The organism is Streptomyces sp. TRD_SC_5, assembly GCF_056836825.1.
Map to the genome: position 1 here is coordinate 2,004,644 of NZ_JBWZZS010000001.1, position 16,077 is coordinate 2,020,720.

18 protein-coding genes are annotated in these 16,077 nt (G+C 70.9%); 8 read left to right on the plus strand and 10 right to left on the minus strand.

Going from position 1 to position 16,077, the window contains the following annotated elements; all coding sequences use genetic code 11:
- Positions 1 to 2: 2 nt before the first annotated feature.
- The gene (locus AC1P0E_RS09170) at positions 3 to 560 is read right to left on the minus strand and encodes a DUF6578 domain-containing protein (protein WP_482741666.1); all 558 of its coding nucleotides are present in this window, start codon (positions 558 to 560) and stop codon (positions 3 to 5) included.
- A gap of 107 nt (positions 561 to 667) precedes the next feature.
- Here AC1P0E_RS09170 and AC1P0E_RS09175 point away from each other — a divergent pair, with 107 nt between their 5' ends.
- Positions 668 to 1,462: a site-2 protease family protein gene (locus AC1P0E_RS09175; RefSeq protein WP_482741667.1), complete on the plus strand. Its 795-nt coding sequence runs from the start codon at positions 668 to 670 to the stop codon at positions 1,460 to 1,462.
- Here AC1P0E_RS09175 and AC1P0E_RS09180 read toward each other — a convergent pair.
- Positions 1,452 to 1,637 (minus strand): hypothetical protein, encoded by a 186-nt coding sequence (locus tag AC1P0E_RS09180; protein WP_482741668.1) that lies wholly within the window; start codon positions 1,635 to 1,637, stop codon positions 1,452 to 1,454. The genes AC1P0E_RS09175 and AC1P0E_RS09180 overlap by 11 nt on opposite strands.
- A gap of 64 nt (positions 1,638 to 1,701) precedes the next feature.
- Positions 1,702 to 2,424: an NADPH-dependent F420 reductase gene (gene npdG, locus AC1P0E_RS09185; RefSeq protein WP_482741669.1), complete on the minus strand. Its 723-nt coding sequence runs from the start codon at positions 2,422 to 2,424 to the stop codon at positions 1,702 to 1,704.
- Positions 2,425 to 2,516: 92 nt separating this feature from the next.
- Between npdG and AC1P0E_RS09190 the strand changes: the two genes are divergently transcribed.
- Together AC1P0E_RS09190 and AC1P0E_RS09195 are read left to right on the plus strand one after the other, a co-directional pair.
- A complete protein-coding gene (locus tag AC1P0E_RS09190) occupies positions 2,517 to 3,119 on the plus strand; it encodes a hypothetical protein (protein WP_482741670.1) in 603 nt (200 codons plus the stop codon).
- A 122-nt stretch (positions 3,120 to 3,241) separates the two neighbouring features.
- Positions 3,242 to 4,546 (plus strand): MFS transporter, encoded by a 1,305-nt coding sequence (locus tag AC1P0E_RS09195; RefSeq protein WP_482741671.1) that lies wholly within the window; start codon positions 3,242 to 3,244, stop codon positions 4,544 to 4,546.
- Between the two features lie 16 nt (positions 4,547 to 4,562).
- On the opposite strand, the gene AC1P0E_RS09200 is transcribed toward AC1P0E_RS09195, so the two are convergent.
- Positions 4,563 to 4,799, minus strand: a complete 237-nt coding sequence (locus AC1P0E_RS09200; protein ID WP_482741672.1) for a hypothetical protein — start codon at positions 4,797 to 4,799, stop codon at positions 4,563 to 4,565.
- Positions 4,800 to 4,857: 58 nt separating this feature from the next.
- On the opposite strand from AC1P0E_RS09200, the gene map reads away from it, so the two are divergent.
- Together map and AC1P0E_RS09210 are read left to right on the plus strand one after the other, a co-directional pair.
- Positions 4,858 to 5,715, plus strand: coding sequence for a type I methionyl aminopeptidase (map, locus tag AC1P0E_RS09205; RefSeq protein ID WP_482741673.1), 858 nt, complete (start codon positions 4,858 to 4,860; stop codon positions 5,713 to 5,715).
- A gap of 150 nt (positions 5,716 to 5,865) precedes the next feature.
- Positions 5,866 to 6,546: a biliverdin-producing heme oxygenase gene (locus AC1P0E_RS09210; protein WP_482741674.1), complete on the plus strand. Its 681-nt coding sequence runs from the start codon at positions 5,866 to 5,868 to the stop codon at positions 6,544 to 6,546.
- Here the strand turns inward: AC1P0E_RS09210 and AC1P0E_RS09215 are convergent.
- Entirely contained in the window at positions 6,543 to 7,199 is a 657-nt protein-coding gene (locus AC1P0E_RS09215) for a PhzF family phenazine biosynthesis protein (RefSeq protein WP_482741675.1), read from the minus strand. The two genes, AC1P0E_RS09210 and AC1P0E_RS09215, sit on opposite strands and share 4 nt — an antisense overlap.
- 186 nt (positions 7,200 to 7,385) lie before the next feature.
- Between AC1P0E_RS09215 and AC1P0E_RS09220 the strand changes: the two genes are divergently transcribed.
- Positions 7,386 to 8,408 (plus strand): SCO2278 family lipoprotein, encoded by a 1,023-nt coding sequence (locus AC1P0E_RS09220; protein ID WP_482741676.1) that lies wholly within the window; start codon positions 7,386 to 7,388, stop codon positions 8,406 to 8,408.
- Positions 8,409 to 8,447: 39 nt separating this feature from the next.
- Here AC1P0E_RS09220 and AC1P0E_RS09225 read toward each other — a convergent pair whose 3' ends face one another.
- Together AC1P0E_RS09225 and AC1P0E_RS09230 are read right to left on the minus strand one after the other, a co-directional pair.
- Positions 8,448 to 9,221: a bifunctional DNA primase/polymerase gene (locus AC1P0E_RS09225; RefSeq protein ID WP_482741677.1), complete on the minus strand. Its 774-nt coding sequence runs from the start codon at positions 9,219 to 9,221 to the stop codon at positions 8,448 to 8,450.
- 199 nt (positions 9,222 to 9,420) lie between these two features.
- Positions 9,421 to 10,068 (minus strand): TetR/AcrR family transcriptional regulator, encoded by a 648-nt coding sequence (locus AC1P0E_RS09230; protein ID WP_482741678.1) that lies wholly within the window; start codon positions 10,066 to 10,068, stop codon positions 9,421 to 9,423.
- A 141-nt stretch (positions 10,069 to 10,209) separates the two neighbouring features.
- Between AC1P0E_RS09230 and ddaH the strand changes: the two genes are divergently transcribed.
- Positions 10,210 to 11,055, plus strand: a complete 846-nt coding sequence (gene ddaH, locus AC1P0E_RS09235; protein ID WP_482741679.1) for a dimethylargininase — start codon at positions 10,210 to 10,212, stop codon at positions 11,053 to 11,055.
- On the opposite strand, the gene AC1P0E_RS09240 is transcribed toward ddaH, so the two are convergent.
- Complete coding sequence (locus AC1P0E_RS09240; RefSeq protein ID WP_482741680.1) at positions 11,052 to 12,074, minus strand: small ribosomal subunit Rsm22 family protein; 1,023 nt, start codon at positions 12,072 to 12,074, stop codon at positions 11,052 to 11,054. The two genes, ddaH and AC1P0E_RS09240, sit on opposite strands and share 4 nt — an antisense overlap.
- Positions 12,075 to 12,222: 148 nt before the next feature.
- Here AC1P0E_RS09240 and AC1P0E_RS09245 point away from each other — a divergent pair, with 148 nt between their 5' ends.
- Positions 12,223 to 13,515: a hypothetical protein gene (locus AC1P0E_RS09245; RefSeq protein ID WP_482741681.1), complete on the plus strand. Its 1,293-nt coding sequence runs from the start codon at positions 12,223 to 12,225 to the stop codon at positions 13,513 to 13,515.
- Positions 13,516 to 14,446: 931 nt separating this feature from the next.
- Here the strand turns inward: AC1P0E_RS09245 and AC1P0E_RS09250 are convergent.
- Both AC1P0E_RS09250 and AC1P0E_RS09255 read right to left on the minus strand, forming a co-directional pair.
- Positions 14,447 to 14,620: a hypothetical protein gene (locus AC1P0E_RS09250; RefSeq protein ID WP_482741682.1), complete on the minus strand. Its 174-nt coding sequence runs from the start codon at positions 14,618 to 14,620 to the stop codon at positions 14,447 to 14,449.
- 115 nt (positions 14,621 to 14,735) lie between these two features.
- Positions 14,736 to 16,028 carry a Bcr/CflA family multidrug efflux MFS transporter gene (locus tag AC1P0E_RS09255; protein WP_482741683.1) on the minus strand — a complete coding sequence of 431 codons (1,293 nt, stop codon included), beginning with the start codon at positions 16,026 to 16,028 and terminating at the stop codon, positions 14,736 to 14,738.
- Between the last annotated feature and the right edge of the window lie 49 nt (positions 16,029 to 16,077).

Consider the following 16,077-nt stretch of genomic DNA (forward strand, 5'->3'; position numbering starts at 1 on the left):
GGCTATTGTCCGGGACGCGCGGGCGCCTGGCCGCCGGGCGTCTCCAGCTCGACCAGGGCCCCCGTCTCGTTGTGCCGGTAGCCGCGGCCGTCGCGGTCCGGTCGCGGCTTGTCGCTGAACCATTTGGGGCAGGTGCCGACCTGCCGCAGCCACCGCTCGCCCGCCACCGGCTCGTACGAACGCGACCCGGCCTGCGTCTCGGCGTACCCCTGGGTGACGATCTGGATGGAGCGGACCGTGCCGATGGTCTCCGGGACGTCCTTCGGTTGCGGCCCGTGCGTCTCGACGGCGAGGAGTCCGGCGACCGGGCCGGAAAGGGGGACCGGCTGCTCGGCGTACGGCTCGCCGCCGTACAGAGCGGTGACGCCGGGGCCGCTCACCAGCCCGCTGCCACCCGCCACCGGTTCCAGTTCGCTGTAGCTGTCCTCCCAGGTTCCGGGGTGCGTGAGATCCTCCGGGCCGCGCAGCCCCAGCTGCCACCGGACCTCGTCACCGACCGAGAACGGCTTGCCGCAGCATTCCATCTGCCAGTCGTCGTACATGATTCGCCAGAGCGCCATGAATGCAGCTTCCCCGGAACTACCGCTGCCGCGCGAGACGTTTTCGTAGTCCTGCTGGGTAGGTAGTCCAGCTGTCCGGCCTGCGCGCAACCCCTGGAGATCCGCCCATGACCACCGCTCTCACCCGTCGCGACCGGCGGATCAGTCCCGTCTTCCTCGGGATCGTCGCCGTCATGGCGGTCTCCGGCTGGGCGGTGTGGACGGAGTTCTCGGCGAGTACGGGCTTCGCCGTCTTCCTCTTCGTCACGTCCGCATGGATCGTCTCGCTGTGTCTGCACGAGTACGCGCACGCCCGCACGGCCATGCACAGCGGCGACATCTCCATCGGCGCGAAGGGATACTTGACGCTCAACCCGCTCAAGTACACGCATCCGCTGCTCAGCATCGTGCTGCCGGTGCTCTTCGTGATCATGGGCGGCATCGGCCTGCCCGGCGGCGCCGTCTTCATCGAGCGGGGCCGCATCCAGGGGCGCTGGAAGCACAGCCTCATCTCGGCGGCGGGGCCGCTGACGAACGTGCTGTTCGCGATCGTGTGCACCGCACCGTTCTGGCTGGACGCGCTGGACGGCGTCCCCGACGCGTTCCGTTACGCACTCGGGTTCCTCGCCCTGCTCCAGGTCACGGCCGCGATCCTGAACTTTCTGCCGATGCCGGGGCTGGACGGTTACGGCGTGATCGAGCCCTGGCTCTCGTACAAGATCCGCCGCCAGGTCGAGCCGCTCGCACCGTTCGGGCTGCTGCTGGTCTTCGGCATCCTGTGGATCCCCGAGGTCAACGGGCTCTTCTTCGACGCTGTCGACTCCGCCCTGCGCGGCCTGGGCGTCACCGACTGGAGGACGGGTTTGGAGTTCTACCGATTCTGGGACGGCGACCCCGAGCTCGCGCCGCCGGTCAGCCCGTGACGGGAGTGCCCGGGCGGGCCTTCGCCTTGCGCATGTAGTACCAGGCCATGTTGGAGGCGACTCCGGCCAGCAGGATCCAGACGACGCCGAGCCAGCTGCCCTGGACGAAGGACACCACCGCCGCTGCCACGGCGAGGACGCAGACGAGGAGGGCGTACAGAGCGAGGCGGGGCATGGGGTCGGCTCCTGTCCGGGTGCGGAATGCTTCCGGTCCAGTGTCCACCATGCCCCGACAGCTCCTATACGTCGGTCACGCGCAGGCCCGCGTGCGCCTTGTAGCGGCGGTTCACCGAGATCAGGTTGGCGACCAGGGACTCCACCTGATGGGCATTGCGCAGCCGGCCGGCGAAGACGCCGCGCATGCCGGGGATGCGGGCCGCCAGGGCCTGCACGATGTCGGTGTCGGCGCGGGCCTCGCCCAGCACCATCACATCGGTGTCGATCTCCTCGACCGCCTCGTCCTGGAGGAGGACGGCCGACAGGTGGTGGAAGGCGGCGGTCACCCGCGAGTCCGGCAGCAGGGCGGCGGCCTGTTCGGCGGCGCTGCCCTCCTCCGGCTTCAGGGCGTACGCGCCCTTCTTGTCGAAGCCGAGAGGGTTCACGCAGTCGACGACGAGCTTGCCGCTCAGCTCCTCGCGCAGCGCTTCGAGCGTCTTGGCGTGGCCGTCCCACGGCACGGCGACGATCACGATGTCGCTGCGGCGGGCGCACTCCGCGTTGTCCGCCCCCTCGACGCCCAGGCCCAGCTCGTCGGCGGCGCTGCGGGCGCGCTCGGCGGCGCGCGAGCCGATGATCACCTTCTGGCCGGCCCTGGCCAGGCGGTACGCGAGTCCGCGCCCCTGGTCGCCGGTGCCGCCGAGCACGCCGACGACCAGGCCGGACACGTCGGGGAGGTCCCAGGGGTCCTTGGCCGGCTTGGCGGCGGGCTTCTTCGTGCTGTCCGCGCTGTCAGTGGAAGTCATGGGCCGACCCTACTTCCAGGTAGCACGCTCGTACGGGTGAGGCGGAGGCATTCGCCCGCGGCCGGCCCCGACGTGCGGCAGGATGCCGCCGCATGGATGCCGTACGTGTCGCCCTCCTGCGTGAAGTCCTCGACGGGACGGAGTGGTTGCCGGCCGCGCGGCGGTTCGCCGGGGCGTTGCGGTCCTCCGTCGTGCCGCACGGTGGCGGGCTGCTGCTGGTGGGGACCGAGGTGTACGAGCCGTGGCACCTGGCCGCGCACCTCGTCGACGAGGCGGCGTGGTCGGGGCTCGCGGAGCTGAACCCCACGCTCGTACGCCACCGGGTGCGGCCCGGGGAGCCGGCGCACCTGTCGGTGGGGCTCGGCAGGATCGAGGCGGCCGGCCGGGGCGAGACGCTGCTCGTCGTGGCGCCGGAGCGGCCGGGGGCGGGGATGCTGGAGCGGGTGCACGACGCGCGGCGGGCCGGGGCGACCGTGCTGTCGCTGGACGGCGGGGACCGGGAGATCCGGGGGCTGGCGCACGAGGCGTTGTCCGTGCCGGGGGGTGGTGAGGTGGACCTGGACACGGTGCAGCACCTGGTGAGTGCGGCGGCGGGGGAGAACAGCCTGCCGGCGCCGCGGGGCCCCCGCCGCTTCCGCGACCGGCTCTCCCACCTGGCCGACCAACTGACGGCACCGCCGCCGGGCCGGTGGTAACGGGGGCGGGCTGCGGCCGCTCCGCGCCAGTGCGGGCCCAAGCGTCGCTGTACCCCCTCTCCCGCCCAGCGGCGCCGTAAATCGCTTGTCCCACGGGGACTGCGCGCGGACCATGGCCGGTCGTGACCTCCAAGCTCGCGGCAGTACTGCCGGATCTCGCCCCCTGGCGCTCGTCGCGCGACTTCCGGCTGCTGTTCGTCCAGGGGCTCGTCACCTACTTCGGCAGCTTCATGGCCATGATCGCGCTGCCCCTGCAGATCAAGCACCTCACCGACTCGCCGCTCGCAGTCGGCGCGATGGGCGCCGTGGAGCTCGTACCGCTGGTCGTGTTCGGGCTGTACGGCGGCGCGCTGGCCGATTCCGCCGACCGGCGCAAGGTCATCCTGCTGAGCGAGGCCGGGCTGGGCGTGCTGGCCGGGCTGCTGCTCGTCAATGCGCTGCTGCCGCAGCCGTTGCTCTGGCCGCTCTACGTCGTCGCCGCCGGGGTCTCCGCCCTCGCCGGGCTCCAGCGCCCCGCGCTGGACTCCCTCATGGCGCGCATCGTGCCGCACGACCAGCTCACCGCCGCCGCCGCGCTCAACTCACTGCGCTGGCAGACCGGTGCGATCGCCGGCCCCGCGCTCGCGGGCGTGGTCGTGGCGTACGCCGGGCACGCGACGGCGTACGGCGTCACGGTCGTCGGGTTCGCGGTGTCCGTCGCCCTGTGTACGCGCCTCAAGGCCGCACCGGCGTCCGAGAACGCCCCGAAGCCCTCGCTGCGCGGTATCGCGGAAGGCGCGCGCTACGCGTGCAGCCGGCCCGTACTGCTCGGGACGTACGCCATCGACATGGCCGCGATGTTCTTCGCTTTCCCCAACGCGGTCTTCCCGTTCCTCGCCGACGACCTCGACGCCGAGTGGGCGCTCGGCCTGATGTACGCCGCCGGGTCCGTCGGGTCGGTCCTCGTCAGCCTGACCAGCGGCTGGGCCTCGCGCATCAGACGGCACGGGCAGCTGGTCGTGTACGGCGCGGCCGGCTGGGGGCTCGCGATCGCCGCCGCCGGGTGGTTCAGCAATGTGTGGGCCGTGCTCGTGTGCCTGGCGTTCGCGGGCGCGGGCGACATGCTCAGCGGGCTCGGGCGGTCGACCATCTGGAACCAGACCGTCCCCGAGGAGCTGCGCGGCCGGCTCGCGGGCATCGAGGTGTTGTCGTACAGCGTCGGTCCGCAGCTCGGCCAGGTGCGGGCCGGTGCCATGGCGGGCTGGTCCGGGACCCGGCCCGCCATCTGGAGCGGCGGCCTGGCCTGCCTCGTCTCCGTCGGGTTGCTCGCCGCCGTGCTGCCGAGGCTCATGACGTACGACGCCGAAACGGACGCGGACGCGCAGCGCCGCCGGGCCCGCAAGTCCGAGGACAACACGGACACGGCGGCGGCTGAAGCGGTGGGGTAGGCGGCGGTCTGCCTGCTCAGGCGCCTTCCTCGCCCGGCCGGGCGTCGTTCTTGTCGTGCCACTTCGGGTCCGTCTCCCACTCGAGGTTGCGCTCGGCAGCGGTTTCCATCGCGCGCTGCGCCTCCCCACGCGTGGTGTACGGACCGAAACGGTCCTTCGCCGGGCACTCGGGGCCCTCCTCGACCTTCTTGTGCTCCAGGCAGTAGAACCATTCGCCCGGTTTTCCGGCTGTGCGCTTCTTGAACAGGGCCATCGTCGGCTCCTTCCTCTTCCGCCATGCTGCCCGATGGCGGCTGGATACACTCGCTTGCATGTCTGGCCAGTCGCTGCTCGTACCAGGGGAGCTTTCTCCCATCCGTTCCGTCCCGGGCAATATCCGGCGCCCCGAGTACGTCGGGAAGCCCGCGCCCACGCCGTACACCGGCCCGGAGATCCAGGATTCCGACACCGTCGAGCGGATGCGCATCGCGGGCCGCATCGCCGCGCAGGCGATGGAGGAGGCCGCCAAGCACATCTCCCCCGGCGTGACCACGGACGAGCTGGACCGGGTCGCCCACGACTTCATGATCGACCACGGCGCGTACCCGTCCACCCTCGGCTACCGCGGTTATCCGAAGTCGCTGTGCAGTTCCGTCAACGAGGTCATCTGTCACGGCATCCCGGACTCCACGGTGCTCCGGGACGGCGACATCGTGAACCTCGACGTCACGGCGTACATCAACGGTGTGCACGGCGACAACAACGCGACGTACCTGTGCGGTGACGTCGACGAGGAGTCGCGGCTCCTCGTGGAGCGCACCCGCGAGTCGCTGGCCCGTGCGATCAAGGCGGTCAAGCCGGGGCGCCAGGTCAACATCATCGGGCGCGTCATCGAGTCGTACGCCAAGCGCTTCGGTTATGGAGTGGTACGGGACTTCACCGGGCACGGCATCAATTCGTCGTTCCACTCCGGGCTGATCATTCCGCACTACGACAGCCCGCACGCGACGACGGTGATGCAGCCCGGCATGACGTTCACCATCGAGCCGATGCTCACGCTCGGTACGCACGAGTACGACATGTGGGAAGACGGCTGGACGGTCGTGACGAAGGACCGCAGGCGGACCGCCCAGTTCGAGCACACGCTGGTGGTGACGGAGAGCGGGGCGGAAATTCTCACGCTGCCGTAAATGAATCGGGGGCGTAGCGTTTTTACCGACAGGTCGTCGGGAACTCATTGACTTAGGCATGCCTAAGTAGGAAGATCGGCAGTGGCGGCTGCGCGGGCTGCCACCGCACGCTCCTCCTTTCCCGTACCCCTCGGTCCCCGGAGGTCCGCCTTGGACGCAACCGTCACAGCCGCCACCACCGCCGAAACGCCGTTCTCGACGCTCATCCGTGTCGCCTCGCACGAACAGCACACCGAGGCGGAGACCTCCACCTTCATGAGCGATCTGCTCGGCGGGAAGCTCTCCGTGGACGCGTACGCGCGCTACACGGAGCAGCTGTGGTTCGTGTACCGGGCACTGGAGGACGCGGCCGGGTCGCTCGCGGACGACCCGGTCGCCGGACCGTTCGTCCAGCCCGAGCTGATGCGCACCCCCGAGCTGGAGCGCGACCTGGCGCACCTGCGCGGCGCCGACTGGCGCGAAGGGGTCGAACCGCTGCCCGCCACCGCGGCGTACGCGGCACGCGTCGCCGAGTGCGCGCGCGACTGGCCGGCCGGGTACGTGGCGCACCACTACACGCGCTACCTCGGCGACCTGTCGGGCGGCCAGATCATCCGCGACAAGGCGGAGCGGACGTGGGGCTTCGAGCGCAAGGGCGACGGAGTGCGGTTCTACGTCTTCGAGGACATCCCCAACCCGGCTGCTTTCAAGCGGGGTTACCGCGAGCTGCTGGACCAGGTGAACGCGGACGACCTGGAGAAGCAGCGCATCATCGACGAGTGCAAGCGCGCCTTCGACTTCAACGGGGCGGTCTTCCGCGAGCTGGGCGGGGAGTTCCCGCTCAGCGCCTAGAGGGGCTCCTGGGCGAAGCGGACCCGTCCGCCGATCTCGACCGTGCCGTCCGGTCCCGGCGCGGTCAGGATCTGGGAGCCCCGGCCCTGCGTGATGTTCAGGGCGCGGCCCAGTCGGGCGGTGAGCAGGAGCGCAGCGGCGCCGGTCGCCTCGTCCTCCGTAATGCCGTCGTCGCGGCGCGGGAACGCCCGGGCCCGTACGCGGCCGGCGGCCTCGTCCTCCCAGGCCCACGCGTACAGCCAGCCTTCGCCCGGCGGCGGCGCGGGCAGCGCGTCGACCTCTGCGGCCGACGCGTACTGCTGGAGGAGGCGCGGCGGGGCCCACTCGGCGCGCGCCGTGATCCACGTGAACTCGCCGTCGTGGCGCGCCCACACCTCCCCCGCGGGCGGGTTGACCACTTCCAGGTCGAGCAGCCAGGCGGTGCCGACGAGCGGGTGTCCGGCGAAGGGGAGGCGCAGGCCGGGCGTGTGGATGTCGACGACGCCGCGCTCGGGGTCGTCGACGAACACGGTCTCGCTGAAACCGAGTTCGGCGGCGAGGGCCTGCCGCGACGCCTCGTCGGGGTACGCACGTCCGTCGCGGACGACGCCGAGTGCGTTGCCGTGGCGTCCGTCGGGACCGCAGAAGACGCGGAGTACGTCGAGTTCGTTCATCCCGGCATTGAAGCACCGGCCCCCGCCCGGTAATCGGTCAGGACTTGGCGTGGGTGGCGCTCGGGCGGGAGGCGAAGACCACCGCCGGGTCACGGTGCGGCCGCTGTACCTGATCCCCGCGCTCACAATTTTCCTGTCCCCGGTAGGGTTCCGGAAGTCGGTGGGGACGAAGACAGAAAGCAGCGCATGAGCAGGCTGAGCACGCTGAGGCGGCTGGGAACGGGTCTCGCGACGGCGACGGCGCTGTCGATGACGGCGAGCGGGTGCGTGACGGTGCACGGCGAGCTGGAAGTCGTACCGGCAGCGACGAAGTCCGAGGCCGCCCAGGCCCTGAAGGACTTCACGGCCGCGTACAACAAGGCGGACAAGGCGTACGATCCGGCCCTCGACGCGGGCCGGGTCACCGGCGCGCTCGGCGCGATCAACCAGGCCGGACTCAAGGCGCGGCAGGCACAGAGCCCGGACGGGAATGCGCGCCACGAGCCGCTGGAGCTGACCGACGCGAAGTACTCCATCCCCAAGAAGGCGGGCTGGCCCCGGTGGTTCGTCGCGGACACCGACAGCAACCGCGACAAGGACAGCGGGCGGCTCGACACCCGCTGGCTGCTGGTGTTCGTACGCGGCGGGGCCAACCAGTTGTGGGAGGTCTCGCACCTGTCTGTCCTCACGCCGGACGAGATGCCCGCCTTCAAGAAGGACAAGGACGGCTGGGCGGAGCCGGTACGGCCGGACGAGCCGGGACTCGTGGTGCCGCCGAAGGATCTGAGCGTGCAGTACGCGTCGTACATGCAGGACGGTGAGCCGGAGAACTTCGCGCCCGGGCCGCACACTTCGGCCGTACGCCAGACGCGCCAGAAGACGGCTCGGCAGCCCGGGCGGGCCGTCCAGTACCGCGACCAGCGGCTGGACACCGGGACGTTCGCGCCGCTGGGGCTGGTCACGGAGGACGGCGGGGCGACGGTGTTCTTCGCGACCCGCCAGTTCGAGCAGCAGACCGTGGCCCAGGGCGTCCGGCTGGCTCTCAACGCCGACGTACGGGCGCTGATGACCGGCACCGCGAGGACCAAACTTACCAAGGAGCGGGTCTCCAGCCAGGTCGCGCAGGTGCCGGCCAAGGACGCGGCGGGCGGGAGCGGCGCGGGCAAGGGCACGCCGCAAGTGACCGTGCTGGCCCGGATTCAGGGACTCACGGCAGCGAAGGGGTCCTGACGGCCGCGTCCGCCCCGCCTGATATCGGCCCCGCTGCCCTCAGCGGCCCAGGGGCCAGGCCACCGCGTGGTGGTCGTCCGGGTCGTCCTCGCCGACGTACCGCGCGCAGGCGTCGGTCAGTGTCTCCAGGAGAGTCAGCGGGTCGGGCAGCGGGTGTTCGAGGCCGCGGACCCAGCTGACCTCGTGCTCACCGGTGAGTTTCGCCGGCGGTACGAGGACGTAGCTGCCCCGGCAGTGCCACCGCAGCCCCGGATGCTCGTCCATCGTCTCGGGGTGGCAGTCCAGCTCGCAGGGCCACCACTCGTCCTCGTCGTCCGGGGTGCCCCGGGTCGCGGTGAAGAACAGCAGGCGGGCGTCGTCGCGGTTGCTCGCGCCGAACTCGGCCACCGGGCCCACGTCCACTCCGGCCTCCAGCAACCGCTCCAGCGCGCTGCGGCCCGCTTCGAGCGGTACGTCGAGTACGTCGTGGACCATGCCGGTGGCGGTGATGAAGTTCGCCTGCGGCTGGCCCTCGGCCCAGCGCTTGATCTGCGCGGGGTCGGTGGTCGACTGGGTCTGCCAGGCGAACGACACGGGGTGCCTGGCGGGGGTGGGGCAGCCGACGCGTTCGCACGAACATCGGTATCCGGCGGGGTGCGCGGCGGGGGCGAGCGGCAGGCCCGCGGCGGCGGCGGCCAGGAGCAGAGCCTTGCGGCCCTCGGCCAGGTCGTCGGCGTCTGAGGCCTTCGGGCGGCGGCGCAGCCACTGGGGAATTCTGCTTTCCACTGTCTGCCTGCTCTCTGTGCCGCGATAGCGGCCGAAATCGGCGCCCATTCAACCCCTCACCTCAGCGTTGTGTTCTCCATGCTGCCACCATCCTGCGCCTCGGGGGGCCGCAGTCCCCATCCGGGGTACACGGGCCGATACCACAGCGGTGGTGCGATTGGCGCCTTTGCCCCAATAAGTGGCCTCATGGTGAACGTACGGCGAACTCCGTGAGCGAACTCACCCGCCCCTCACGCCGCGCAGCGTCTCAGCGCGGCGTGAGGCCGCCGAGCGCGTAGTCGACGACGGCGTCGGTGTACTCGTGCGAGAGGGGGAGCGTGCGCAGCAGCCAGCGGTGGGCGATCGGGCCGACGAGGAGTTCCAGGGCGATGCGGGGATCGATTCCGGCCCGTACGTCGCCGGCTTCCTGTGCCGCGCCCAGTCGCTTCACGTAGAGCTGGAGCGACGGTTCGAGCAGCTTCTCCACGAATTCGGCGCCCAGGGCGGGGTCGACGACGCCCGCGGCGGTCAGGGCGCGGGAGGGGGCTTCGTACTTCGGGTCGAGGAGTTCGTCGACGGTGGCGCGCAGGACCGTCTTGAGGTCGGCCGCCAGATCGCCGGTGTCCGGGATCTCGTACTCGCCCCCGTCGGCGCCCGCCGCCTCGGCCGCCTGTTCGCCGAGGTCGAGGAAGGCTTCGAGCAGTACGGCGGCCTTGGAGGGCCACCAGCGGTAGATCGTCTGCTTGCCCACACCGGCGCGGGCGGCGATGCCCTCGATGGTCGTCCTGGCGTAGCCCACCTCGCCGACGAGGGAGAGGGCCGCGTCGTAGATCGCCCGCCGGGAGCGCTCGCTGCGGCGCGTGGAGTCGGGGGTTCGGGGGTTTCCGGTGGTTCTGGTGGTTCCGGTCTCGGCCATGAAGCCAATCTACCAGCGTGGCGAGACGTCACGTCTCGTCGAGTGGACGGGGGCTGACCAGTCGGGAACCACCCGATCGGTTCACTGCGCGAGGGGGCCCGGTGGGCGGACCATGGCTGCACACGCACCCGTACACACCCGGTGCCCCATGCCGCTCGTGAGGAGCCCTCATTGCCTCGTGACGCCTCGCCCCGCCGCTACCTGATGTGCCCCCCGGAGCACTTCAGGGTGACGTACTCCATCAACCCCTGGATGGACCCCGGAAAGCCGGTCGACCTGCCGCTCGCCCTCACCCAGTGGGAGGACCTGCGCGACCGCTACCGGAGCCTCGGACACACCGTCGAACTCCTCACCCCCAGGCCCGGCCTGCCCGACATGGTGTACGCCGCGAACGGCGCCACCGTCATCGACGGGCGGGTGCTCGGCGCCCGGTTCGCGTACGCCGAACGGGCGCTGGAGGCGGAGGCGCACCTGGAGTGGTTCCGCGCCCACGGCTTCACCGAGATCCGCGAGCCCGCGCACATCAACGAGGGCGAGGGCGACTTCGCGGTCACCTCGTCGTGGGTCCTCGCCGGGCGGGGTTTCCGCTCCAGCCCGCTCTCGCACGACGAGGCGCAGGAGTTCTTCGGCCGTCCGGTCGTCGGCCTGGACCTCGTCGACCCGCGCTACTACCACCTGGACACCGCGCTGGCCGTACTCGACGACCGTGACGACGAGGTCATGTACTACCCCGGCGCCTTCTCCCCCGGCAGCCGGGCCGTCCTCGCCCGGCTCTTCCCCGACGCGATCGTCGCGGAGGAGGCGGACGCGGCGGCGCTGGGGCTCAACGCGGTGAGCGACGGGCGGCATGTGCTGCTGCCGCAGACCGCGCTCGGGCTCTTCGCGCCGCTGCGGGCGCGCGGGTTCGAACCGGTCGGGATGGACCTCGGGGAGCTGCTCAAGGGCGGCGGCAGCGTCAAGTGCTGTACGCAGGAGCTGCGCGGCTAGGCGGTTTCGGGCCGGGGCGGCGGCCATGCGTCGCCCCAGTCGATGTCGCGGGCCGCCCGGTAGAGGTCGCCGTCGCGCTTCTTGGTGACCGTCTCACGGGTGAGCTCTTCCGGCTTCGTGCACAGTTCCAGCAGGACCATGCCCTTGCGGATCTGCGGCCTGCGGATCACGCGGTTGGCGGCCGGGACCGCTGCCGGCCCGTCCGCGTCGTCGCGGACGGCGGCGACGTAGCTGAACTTCTCGTCCTCGTACGGCAGCGAGCCGCCCTTGACCTGACGGTGGAGGGAGGAGCGGCTTACGCGGGCGGAGAAGTGGCACCAGTCTGCGCCGGGCTCGATGGGGCAGGCGCCGCTGTGCGGGCAGGGGGCGGCGACGCTCATACCGGCGTCGATCAGCTGCTGCCGGGCCTCGATGACGCGGAGGTAGCCGTCGGGGGTGCCGGGTTCGACGATCACGACGGCCTGGGCGGCGCGGGCGGCCTCGGCGACCAGGGTGGCGCGGTCGGCGGGGGTGAGCTCCTTCAGGACGTAGGAGACGGTGACGAGATCGGTGCTCTCGATCTGGAGCGCCGATCCGATACGAGAGCGCTGCCAGGTCGCGGCCCGCAGCGCGGGCGACCCGGAGGCTTCGGCCAGTTCCCGGCCGAGCGCGAGAGCCGGCTCGGCCCAGTCGACGACCGTACTGGCCGCCTGCTCCCGCCACGCCTCCGCCACGGCCCAGGTCGCGGCGCCGGTCCCCCCACCGATGTCCGCGTGCGTCGCCGGGGTCCACTCCGGGGCCGCGTCGCGCAGTGCGGCGAGCGCGGAACGTACCGCCTCGAAGGTCGCGGGCATCCGGTACGCGGCGTACGCGGCGACGTCGGAGCGGTCACGCAGCACGGGGGCGCCGGTGGGGGTGGTCCCCCGGTAGTTCGCGATCAGCCGCTCGACAGCCTGTGCGGCCTGCTTGGGCGGCAGCCCGTCGAGAAGTCCGGCGAGTGCGCTGCGCAGGGCTTCTGCGGTGGGGAGGGTGGAGTTCACTGTCGAATTTTAGGCACTCCGGACGCGCGCCGGACCGCCGGTGCGGGGCCGGCGGCAGGGCGTGGCTGAACTGATGTTCCGGAAGGGGCAGTTGCTACGCTGACGCCCATTGACTCGACCACTTGACCACTTGACCATCGGGGGGACCATGGGACAGCGGGTCGTACGGGTGGCTCTGGTGGCCGGTGTGATCGTCCTGGCACTGTTGCTCCTGCTGGCCACGTGCGGCGGCGGCAGCTCCGGCGAGAAGAAGCCCGAGCCCGCGCCGAAACCCGCGAAGAAGAGCACGCCCGCCGGGCCCGCGACGCGGCTGCCCGTTCCGTCGGCGTACACCAATGAGCGGGGCTGGCAGATCACCGGCGTCTCGCCGGACTACGCGGTCGCCGCGAGCGCCGGACGGATCGGGTACCTGGAGCGGGTGTCGGCCACGCGCTTCCGCCTCCGGACCGTGGACGCGACGAGCGGGAAGACGCGGTGGGCAGGCGACGCGTGGCAGCCGCTGTCCGACCCCGCCTACTTCCCCCGGCTGCTGGCCGTGGCCAAGGACGGCCGGGAGTACTTCGTCACCTGGTCGTACGGGAAGGTCGGCGAGGACGCGCTGACCTCGGCCGACATGATCGTGGCGCTCGACGTGTACGACGTCGAAAACGGTGCGCAGCGGCGGGTCGAGCTGCCGTGGGCGGACGTCCCGACGGTCAACGGGGCGGGCCCCGGCATCCTCGTCAGCGACGGCGGCGCGGAGAGCGCGGTCGTCGACCCGGTGACGGGCCTGGTGAACCGGCTCGCGGCGAAGGACCTCCGCTACCCGAAGGGGTGCGGGGACTGCCGGGTGCAGACCCAGGTGCGGGCGGTGACGGAGAAGGGGCTGCTGGTGAGCGGCCGCCGGGAGTTCTGGGTGCGCGGCGGTTGGCACAGCCGGAAGACCGCGCCCGCCGGGACGGATCCGGCCTCGGGGGTGCCGACGTCGGTGACGGACGGGCGGGTCCTCGCCAGGTGGCAGAAGAAGCGGGGCAGCAAGGGCGCGGCCGACTACAACATCTGGGCGGTGCACGACACGGCGACGGGCAAGGTGCTCGCCACGGCGGAGTGCCGGAAGCCGGCCATAGAACCGGGGACGCACCCGAAGGCAGCGGTGGCACCGGAGGGGCGGTACGTGGTGGCCGGGAGCCTCGGCTTCGACCTGGAGACGGGCACGGGCCACTGCTTCGAGGAGGCGGACGGCACGAAGCCGCTGTCCCTGACGATGGCGACGGACACGGGCATCGCGTACGGCACGACAGCGACACGCACTCCGGTGGAGGCCGACCTCACGACATCACGACCCAAGGCCCTCCCGGCGAACGTCCAGGTACCGACGGTGGAGGTGGCCGGCACGGCCCTGTTCCCCTGGACCGACCGCAAGGACCACCCCCACCTGATCGCTTACGCCCGCCGAGGCTGAGCAAGCCACCGCCCCGAGCAGCAGTCCGCCCCCTCGGACGAACCGCCGTAAATCCCGCTTCACAGTCGCCGGACGCTCTACGGCGCGTGGGCGAGCCAGTAGCTAAGCCCAGCCCACTCACTAGCGAAGCGCCTCTGCGTGCAGGCGCCGTGCCGTTGCTGCACAGGCTCGGCTCCCGCTGCCACTGTGGCGATCACCGTCGGCGTGCGCAGGTTCGCCAGCAATCGCCACCCCGAACTACCCGTCGCGCCATTACGGGCCCGGTATACCTTGCAGAGAGTTTGATGCCTCTCTCCCCCGCACGCCCGCCTGCACCTGGCGGGTCCCAACGCCGTTGGGAACATTGAGAGATGGGAGATCAGGCGAGATGGAGCGATCGACAGCACGGGGGCGCTGCCGCAGGCGAAGCCAGGTAACGGACTGGGTTCAACTAGCGGCATTGATTCTCTCGGCGATCACTGCCATCGCAGGGTGCGTCGAGCACTTTGTGTGATGGGGCAAAGGTAGTCCGGACGGCTGGTTGGGTGGCGAGCGAGCCCGGCCGCAATCTACTCGGCCGGACCCGCCCATAGCCCTGCATATGGGCCTGGCTTCGGGTGGCACCCCGGGGCCAGGCCTTATGCGTGGCCCTGGAACCTCTCGGCTCCAAGACGAGGAAAGCGCAAATCAACGGGTGCTTCAAGGTCCGAGCCGAGGACCAAGATCAAGAACTTGGCGAAAGCCCGTAGTTAACCGTGGCGCTATGGGGTGGCGCGGTGCAGGCCGACGTAGATCAAAAATGAACGTCCTGGTCAGCGCGTCGCGAGGGGTGGCGAATCCTGGCGAATGACGGTCTGACTCCACACCACTCCGAATCATGCATCCTGCCAGGTGGCCTAGCCCTCCGCCGCTCTGTGTAGCGACCATGTGGGTCCCGCTGGGTCGCCCAGGGTCACACGGTGTGGCCGTATCGCCGCCAGCGGTAGAAGAGCCGCTCGTTGACCTCGCTGTGCAGCACCACCCTGTGGCCGAACACCACCCACAGATCGACCCCGCCGCCCTCCGGGAGCACCTCGAGACGACCACGGCCGTCGTCGAGACACCAGACGGGCCCGCGCGGTCGCAATCCGCTACGAGTGGGACCTACGGACGCAGGTCAACACCATGCACCGGACATGGGTGCTCGCCTCCGGGGTCGCTGCCAAGGACGAGGTCCGGCGGCGTCGCCGGAGTCCGTCCCGTCACACCGACGTGGACGAACGCCGCCACGGGCGGCACAGGGCCGCGAAGCATGTCAGTGATGCCAGGGCGCACGTCAGTTGGACCACTGCCATCGGGACCGCCGTCGCCTCGCCCGCGATGCCGACCAGGGGTGAGGCGATCGCGCCGATGAGGAACGACGACGTACCGAGCAGCGCGGACGCCGAGCCCGCCGCGTGCGGGGTGCGCATCAGGGCCAGGGCGTTGCTGTTGGGGAGGGCGAGGCCCATCGACGACATCAGTACGAACAGGCCTGCCGCGACCGGGACCAGGCCGACCTCGCCGAAGACCCCGGTCGTCATCAGGAGGAGGGCGAGGGAGGCGAGTGCGATGAGGCTCAGGCCGGTCGCCAGGACCTTGTCCATGCTGACCCGGCCCACCAGCAGCTTGCCGTTGATCTGGCCGACAGCGATCAGGCCGACCGAGTTGATGCCGAACAGCAGGCTGAAGGTCTGGGGGGACGCGCCGAAAATCTCCTGGACCACGAAGGGGGATGCGGCGATGTAGGCGAAGAGGGCGGCGAAAGCGAGGCCGCCGGCCAGTACATAGCCGGTGAAGACGCGGTCCGCGAGCAAGCCGCGCATCGTGCGGATCGCCTCGCCGACACCTCCCTCGTGCCGCCGGTCCACCGGCAGCGTCTCGTGCAGCCACTTCCACACGACCAGGGTGAGGAGGATGCCGATGGCGGTGAGCACGACGAAGATGCCGCGCCAGTCGGTGAGGCGCAGTACCTGGCCGCCGATGACGGGCGCGATGACCGGCGCGACGCCGGAGATCAGCATGAGGGTGGAGAAGAATCGGGCCATCTCCACGCCGTCGTAGAGGTCACGGACGACCGCTCGCGCGATCACGATGCCCGCCGCCCCCGCGAGCCCCTGGAGCAGACGGAAGGCGATGAGCAGCTCGGTGGAGGGCGCGAAGGCGCAGATCGCGGTGGCCACGACGTACACGATCATACCGAGGAGAAGGGGCTTGCGGCGGCCGAACCGGTCGCTCATCGGGCCCACGACCAGCTGACCGAGCGCCATACCGGCCAGGCACGCGGTCAGCGTGAGCTGCACGGTCGCGGCGGGCGAGCGCAGGGACTGCGTGACCTCGGGGAGGGCCGGGAGGTACATGTCCATGGAGAGCGGTGGCAGGGCGGTCAGCCCGCCGAGCACCAGCGTGACCAGGAGACTTGTGCGACGGGCGGCGGGGGCGGAACCGGGTGCGGCCGCGCTTTGTGCCCCAGTGCCGGATATGTGACCTTGCGCGGACTGGCCTGTCTCCGGCATTCGCATCTCCAAGTCGTTGAATCTGCACCTATGCTCTCAGCTCGTCCGG